At 71.3% G+C, this 5694-nt stretch carries 5 protein-coding genes; 1 reads left to right on the top strand and 4 read right to left on the bottom strand.

The window, feature by feature from the left end; genetic code table 11:
• Positions 1 to 658: hypothetical protein (locus tag BM414_RS28030; protein ID WP_175551896.1), on the top strand; the 658-nt coding region annotated here is incomplete at its 5' end.
• A 41-nt stretch (positions 659 to 699) separates the two neighbouring features.
• On the opposite strand, the gene BM414_RS29950 is transcribed toward BM414_RS28030, so the two are convergent.
• The 4 genes from BM414_RS29950 to BM414_RS28005 form a co-directional block, all read right to left on the bottom strand.
• Positions 700 to 858 carry a hypothetical protein gene (locus tag BM414_RS29950; protein WP_175551895.1) on the bottom strand — a complete coding sequence of 53 codons (159 nt, stop codon included), beginning with the start codon at positions 856 to 858 and terminating at the stop codon, positions 700 to 702.
• A gap of 143 nt (positions 859 to 1001) precedes the next feature.
• Positions 1002 to 1286 (bottom strand): phage integrase central domain-containing protein, encoded by a 285-nt coding sequence (locus BM414_RS28020; RefSeq protein WP_093585304.1) that lies wholly within the window; start codon positions 1284 to 1286, stop codon positions 1002 to 1004.
• A 544-nt stretch (positions 1287 to 1830) separates the two neighbouring features.
• On the bottom strand, positions 1831 to 3858 hold the full coding sequence (locus tag BM414_RS28015; RefSeq protein ID WP_093585301.1) for a serine/threonine-protein kinase: 2028 nt from the start codon (positions 3856 to 3858) through the stop codon (positions 1831 to 1833).
• 1047 nt (positions 3859 to 4905) lie between these two features.
• Positions 4906 to 5211 carry an antibiotic biosynthesis monooxygenase family protein gene (locus BM414_RS28005; RefSeq protein ID WP_093585295.1) on the bottom strand — a complete coding sequence of 102 codons (306 nt, stop codon included), beginning with the start codon at positions 5209 to 5211 and terminating at the stop codon, positions 4906 to 4908.
• Positions 5212 to 5694: the final 483 nt, after the last annotated feature.

Below are 5694 nucleotides of genomic sequence, written 5' to 3'. Positions count from 1 at the left end.
CGCAGGCATCCGGCTCGTGCACCACGACCTCGTCTGGCTGCGCGACCTGGTGCAGCGTGCGGCGCTCCCCGCCCGACTGCCCGTCGGGCCTGTGCGCCGAACGCCGCCTCTTTCACGACCCGCCGTCCACTTCGACGCGGCCTGGGGGAGTGAGATCGGACGTGTCGAGGGGTACCGCCTAGCAGCCGAGGTGCTCGCGCGTCACATGATGCAGCACCGAGGGGACCGCGACATCCTCATCTACGCCTTTGCCAACAACTGCCGCCACCACTTTGAGCTGCGCCTGCAGTTGCTCCTGGACGTCTTGCAGCGCTATAAGGCTGAAGCAGCTACGCCGCTTCGCACTCACAACCTCGGGAAGTTGTGGGAGGAGACAAGGCGCAGGCTCGAAACGGTCGACGGCATTGAGACGGGAGCCGCACTGCAGGACACTGACAGGGTCATTAGCCAGCTCTACAGCGTGGACCCAGACGGTCAGAACTTTCGCTATTTCAGGCCGACGAACGGTAGTCCGGCTCTTGATGGTGAGGGACCTATTGATCTACTTGGCTTCCATGAAGGCTTGTCCGCAGCAGCCACGTTCCTGTCCGCCGCCCTCGAGGTCGTGTACATCAACGACGAGCGAAAGCGCGAGTTGGAGGCCGAATCGGGTCGGTAGACCTTGACGCCGCTAAACCGGCGCGGTTCCCGTCGATCGGGTCAGTCGTCGACGACGACCTCGTACTGGTCGGTGGTCGGAGGGATGCCGGTGTGGAACTTCGCGTTCACGACGGCGAGCTGGCCGACCGACTCGATGCCGAGCGCAGGGCGTCCGGTGGCGAGGGGCAGGCGGCGCTGGACCGGGATCCGGAGATCCACCGGCTGACGGGCCGCCTGCCCACAGCTTGTGCCCAGCGAATGGACCTGAGGAGTCGGCCCGTGACCCAAGTGGGTCACGTTGCTAGATCGGCGGCCCGAGGGGTTGTTTCACCAGGCGGCTCAAGCCGAGCGGCGTGACCTATTCATGCTCCCCGCCGGACGGCCTCGCCCAGGATTCCCGACAGCACCGTGCGGGCGGCCTTGGCCGCGCCGGACCCGTAGGCCTTGCGGACTGCCGTCAACAGTCGGTCGACGGCAGGCACGGTGAGCTCCCGCATGCGGAGCTGGCCGACGCCGGGCAGGACGTAGTTGCTGAGCGCGAAGCGGTACAGCCTCTTGGTGCCGGTGGCCAGGTCGCTGTCGTCGACCTCGGCCAGCCACTCCGCCGCCACGGTGGCCAGCCGGCTGTCGGCCGGTCCGTCCTTCATCGACGGACCCGTCGCGATCCCGCAGCGCCTCCCGCAGGCGGCGCTCGGCCTCCGCACGGGACCGCCCGTAGCGGGTGACGAAGCGACGGTGACCGTCGAAGTCGCGGAAGCTCGCCCGCGCTCGCACCCGGTCCTTGCCCACGACGAGGAAGCCGATCCGGCCGAAGGTTCCGACCGCGAGCGGCGGTCTCCCCATCGCTGCTCCTCGGTCCATACGGCGGTCACATGCGCGTCCTGGCTGATCGACCACCGTCCCGTTGGCTCGTCGGCGATGGGGTGTCACTCGCCGTTCTGTGGCCCGGAACTGTCTTGTGGAGAAGGCGCCTGCACTACAGGCAGGCAGGTGAATCTCCGGTCGGCCTCCAGTTCGCCTGCGGCGGGGCAAGCAACGCGGCTTGGGCCGTCGGGCTCGCTTCTCCAGTAGGGCCGTCGGACCGGCGGTCCGGAGGGGAGGTCTGCGCGTACGGCACCGCGTGCCGGCTGGCCCCGCTCTGACCGGCCTCGGGGTGTTTCGCGGGGTCGCAGCGACGGACGATCCCTCGGCTCACCAGGGGGCGGCGTAGTACCAGGCGGCGTCCAGGTCGGCGACCGTGTGGCCGTCCCAATCGATGTAGAGCTCCATCAGTTCCCGGCCGGGTTCGGTGAGACCCCACGCCTCCCACGCGACCTGGTTGCCCTCCGGGCTCTGCCGGTACCAGCCGCCCCGGTCGGTCGTCCGCGGCGCCGCCGGATCGGTGAGGGCGTCGAGCTGGGCGATCCGCCGATCCAGCGCGGCCTGGTCCGGGTACTGCAGGAAGTCGACGTAGATGCCCGACGGCAGGGCGCAGCTGACCACCGCCACGGCCGGCGACGTGCTGAGTGGCTCCCCGGTGCCGCAGGTGGCGTCCCCCCAGCCACCCGGGCCGGGTGCATCCGGCAGCAGGTCCCGGAAGGCCTCGGCGAGCTCGGCCGCGCCCAACCACGGGCTGACGTCGAGAACGACCGACACGGAGGAGGACCGGGCCTGGCCGTCGGCGTCGACGGCCACGACCGAGTAGTCGTGCGTGCCCGGGGGCGGGCCCTCGTCGAGGAACGACGTGCCTGCGGTCCGGGTCTCCAGCACCTCGTCGTCGCGGCGGACCTCGTAGTGCTCGGCGTTGTCGACCGCTGCCCAGGTCAGGGTCACCCCGGTCATCCCCACCTCGGCGGCGAGGTCAGCGGCGGGGTGGAGCGCGCTGACCACCGTCTCCGACGTCGCCAGGTCCGAGCGCTCGCCGTCCTCGGCGACCGCGGCTACGGAGTAGGTCACGCGGGTGCCGCTGCCCACCTCGCTGTCGAGGTAGGTCGTCCCCTCGGCCCGGCCGACGAGGACCCCGTCGCGGTGCACCTCGTAGGCGTCGGCGCCGGCCACCGGCTCCCACCGGACCTCGACGCCCCCGCTCTGCACGTCGACCCGGACCCCCTGAGGGCTGCCGACCCCCCACGGGCTCACGAACAGCAGGCCGGCCGTCGCCACCGCGGCGAGGAGCAGCAATGCGCCGAGGAGCCACGGCCAGCGCCGGCGACGTCCGTTCCCGCTCCCGTGCGATCCCCCGCCGTCTGCCTGCCCGGGCGGGTTCCACGGAGGAGGCGGGAGGGCCGCGGCCTGCTGCGGCGGCCACGACGACGGCGCCGTCGGCACCGGGAGGAGCGGCCAGGGAGCCGGCGGAGGCGAGTGCGGCCCGGCCGGCACCCCGGCCGGCACCACCGTGGTCGGGACCGGCGCGATGGCGCTCCGGACGGCCTCCGCGAGCGCGGTGCAGGACGGCGGACGGTCCTCCGGGTTCGTGGCGACCGCACGCTGCAGCGCAGCACGCAGCGCCGGCCGGCCGGGCGGGAGGACGTCCCAGGCCTCGTGCCGCGGGCCGGCGAGGACGGCGCCCATCAGCGCCAGCGACGAGTCCTGGTCGAACAGCCGCCGTCCGGTCAGCAGCTCGTACACCGTGCAGCCGAGGGCGTAGACGTCGACGGCAGCGGTGATCGGACCGCCGAGCAGCTGCTCGGGTGCGGCGTACGGGAGGCTCGCGGGCAGCGAGCCGGTGTCGGTCAGCCGGGTGGCGCCGCTGGCCTGAGCGATGCCGAAGTCCCCGAGGAGAGCCCGCTCGCCGCCAGTACCGCCCGGGGACAGCAGGATGTTGGCGGGCTTGACGTCACGGTGGACCAGACCCATGGCGTGGGCGTGGTCGAGCCCGCCGGCGACGGCCTCGAGGATCCGCAGCACGCGGACGGGCGCCATGGTGCCCTCACGCCGCAGTACCTGCTCGGCGTCGGGGCCGTCGACGTACTGCATGGTCAGCCACAGCCGTCCCTGCTCCCGCCCTCGGTCGTGCACCCGCACGAGCGCGGGGTGATCGAGGCTGCAGGCCAGCTCGGCCTCGCGCTCGAAGCGCGCGGCGAACGCGGGGTCGCCGGACAGATGGGCGTGGATGACCTTCATCGCGTCCTGCCGCGGGAGCCGCGGGTGCTGGACGAGGTAGACCGCCCCCATGCCGCCGGAGCCGAGCTGTCGGATCACGCGGTATCCGGCGAAGACACTCCCGGGAGTGAGCTCCATCGTTGCTCCCCGCTGCCGTCTCCGGCCGCCGCCGTCCTCTCCGGGAGCGGCCTCGTGCGGGCGGACGGTAGGTCGGCGCGGGGACCACGCGGCGGGGCACCGGTGCCGCGCACTCGGAACCCCACCACGTGCGCGCGTGGCGTGACCGTCGCCGCTGTCCGCGACGCGCAGGGTGACCGTTGCTACGAGTGGCGCCGATGATCACGGACCAGACGCTCATCCGGATCGGCCAGGCGGTGGCAGACCTGGTGGCATGCATGCTCGCCACGGGCTGTCGCATCGGCGAAGCACGCGGCGGCGGCACTGGAGACGCTGCGACCTGCCGCCGCCGCCGGCCGTGACCGGGACGACGGTCGAGGGTGACGGCTCGGGCCCCCACGGTGCCCGCCTGCAGTGCCACTCGGCGACGGCAGTTCCGAATCGGGTGCGGCGAAGCCCAGGTGCTACTGCAGCTGAAGGACCGCGCGAGCGTTGCGTACGGCCCGTCCCAGGTCGTCACACGTGGGGCCAAGTCCCTGGGCGTGGTGTTTGGCGGCTACCGCGTGATCGCTGGTCTGGTCAGGCGCTGAGCGCGAAGATGGTCACTTCCTCGGTGGTCTCGTCGGTGTCGTCGACCGGCCCCAGCCGGCAGCAGGCGAGGACGTCGAGGCCGAGGTAACGGCATCGGCCAGGAGTACATGCTCGAGTACGTCCAGACGCTCAACGCCGGCTCGCTGTTCGACAGGTTCACCGCTCGCCACGCGGCACCGGTTCCTCCCCGCAGCAGCTGACCCCCGGCACCATGTGGAGCCGCGCCACTCCAAGGGCTCCGACGGCCCTGACGTGGTGGCCGCGATGAGGGTCTCCGAGCAGCCCGGGTCCTGGCGTGGTCGTGCCTGGGGAGGCGAGGCTCTTCCTCTGGCCGGTCCGGCCTCGTGGTGAGGTGCGGAGCGGCCGTCGTCGTCGGTGAAGCGTGCGGGTTCAGTTGCCGCCGGGACAGTTGTCGGAGGACTTGCAGCTCGGCCCGCTGGGGGTCGGGCCGATCTCGAACCGAGTCGGTCAGGTGGGTCAGCCGCCCATCCCGGCATCGGCCACGACGGAGAACCACCGAGTCACGTTGGGCGCCGACTCCAGACCCTCGAGCACTGCGCGCTTGTCGAGGAACGCAGGATCGTCATGCCAGGCCATCCACTCCTCGCGGCTGTTCCAGGTGCCGACGATCACCCGCGTCAGGGGGTCGTCCTCGGGGGTCAGCAACTGGCCGGAGACCCAACCCGGCATGCGTTGGGCGGATGCGAAGCGTTCGCGCATCACTGCGTCCCACTCCTCTACGCCCCCGGATCGCAGCTTGCTGGTAGTCAGCACGGTCATCATCGCCCGCTCCCTCGCCGAAGGATCCGGTCCTGCCGGTTCTTCGGTGTCCGTGGCCCAGCCGGTGAAACCCCGATGCCTGGGATCAGCTGCATCCCAGGGAAGTTGCGTTCTGGACCGAGGGTGAGGCCCGCCAGTACGTGCTGCGCAGCAAGTGGGGCCGCGTTCAGCCCTCCGCCGAGGACGAGAACGCCTAACTGGCGCGGCACACGTGGGACGAGTACGCCGCGTGGCACCTCGCGCTCCCCGAGGGCGCCACCTACGGCACGAAGGCCCAGTGCGCTCTTGTCTACGGCGACTTCCGCCGCGTGCACCGCATCAGGATCATCGCCCGCCTTCGGCGAGGCCCCGCCGAGGATCTCGCCGCACCCGGAGGGCTTCGATCCGAGCACTGAGATGCTCCTATGCCTCGTCAAGCGGTCAGGACGTGGTGGATCTCGCGGGCGATGTAGCGCTTGAGGCAGCGGATGATCTCGAGGTTGCTCA

This window comes from Geodermatophilus amargosae, from assembly GCF_900116515.1.
In the GTDB taxonomy this organism is placed as follows: Bacteria; Actinomycetota; Actinomycetes; order Mycobacteriales; family Geodermatophilaceae; genus Geodermatophilus; species Geodermatophilus amargosae.
The sequence above is the reverse complement of the archived record's forward strand: the minus strand, read 5'-3'. Positions and strand labels throughout refer to the sequence as shown.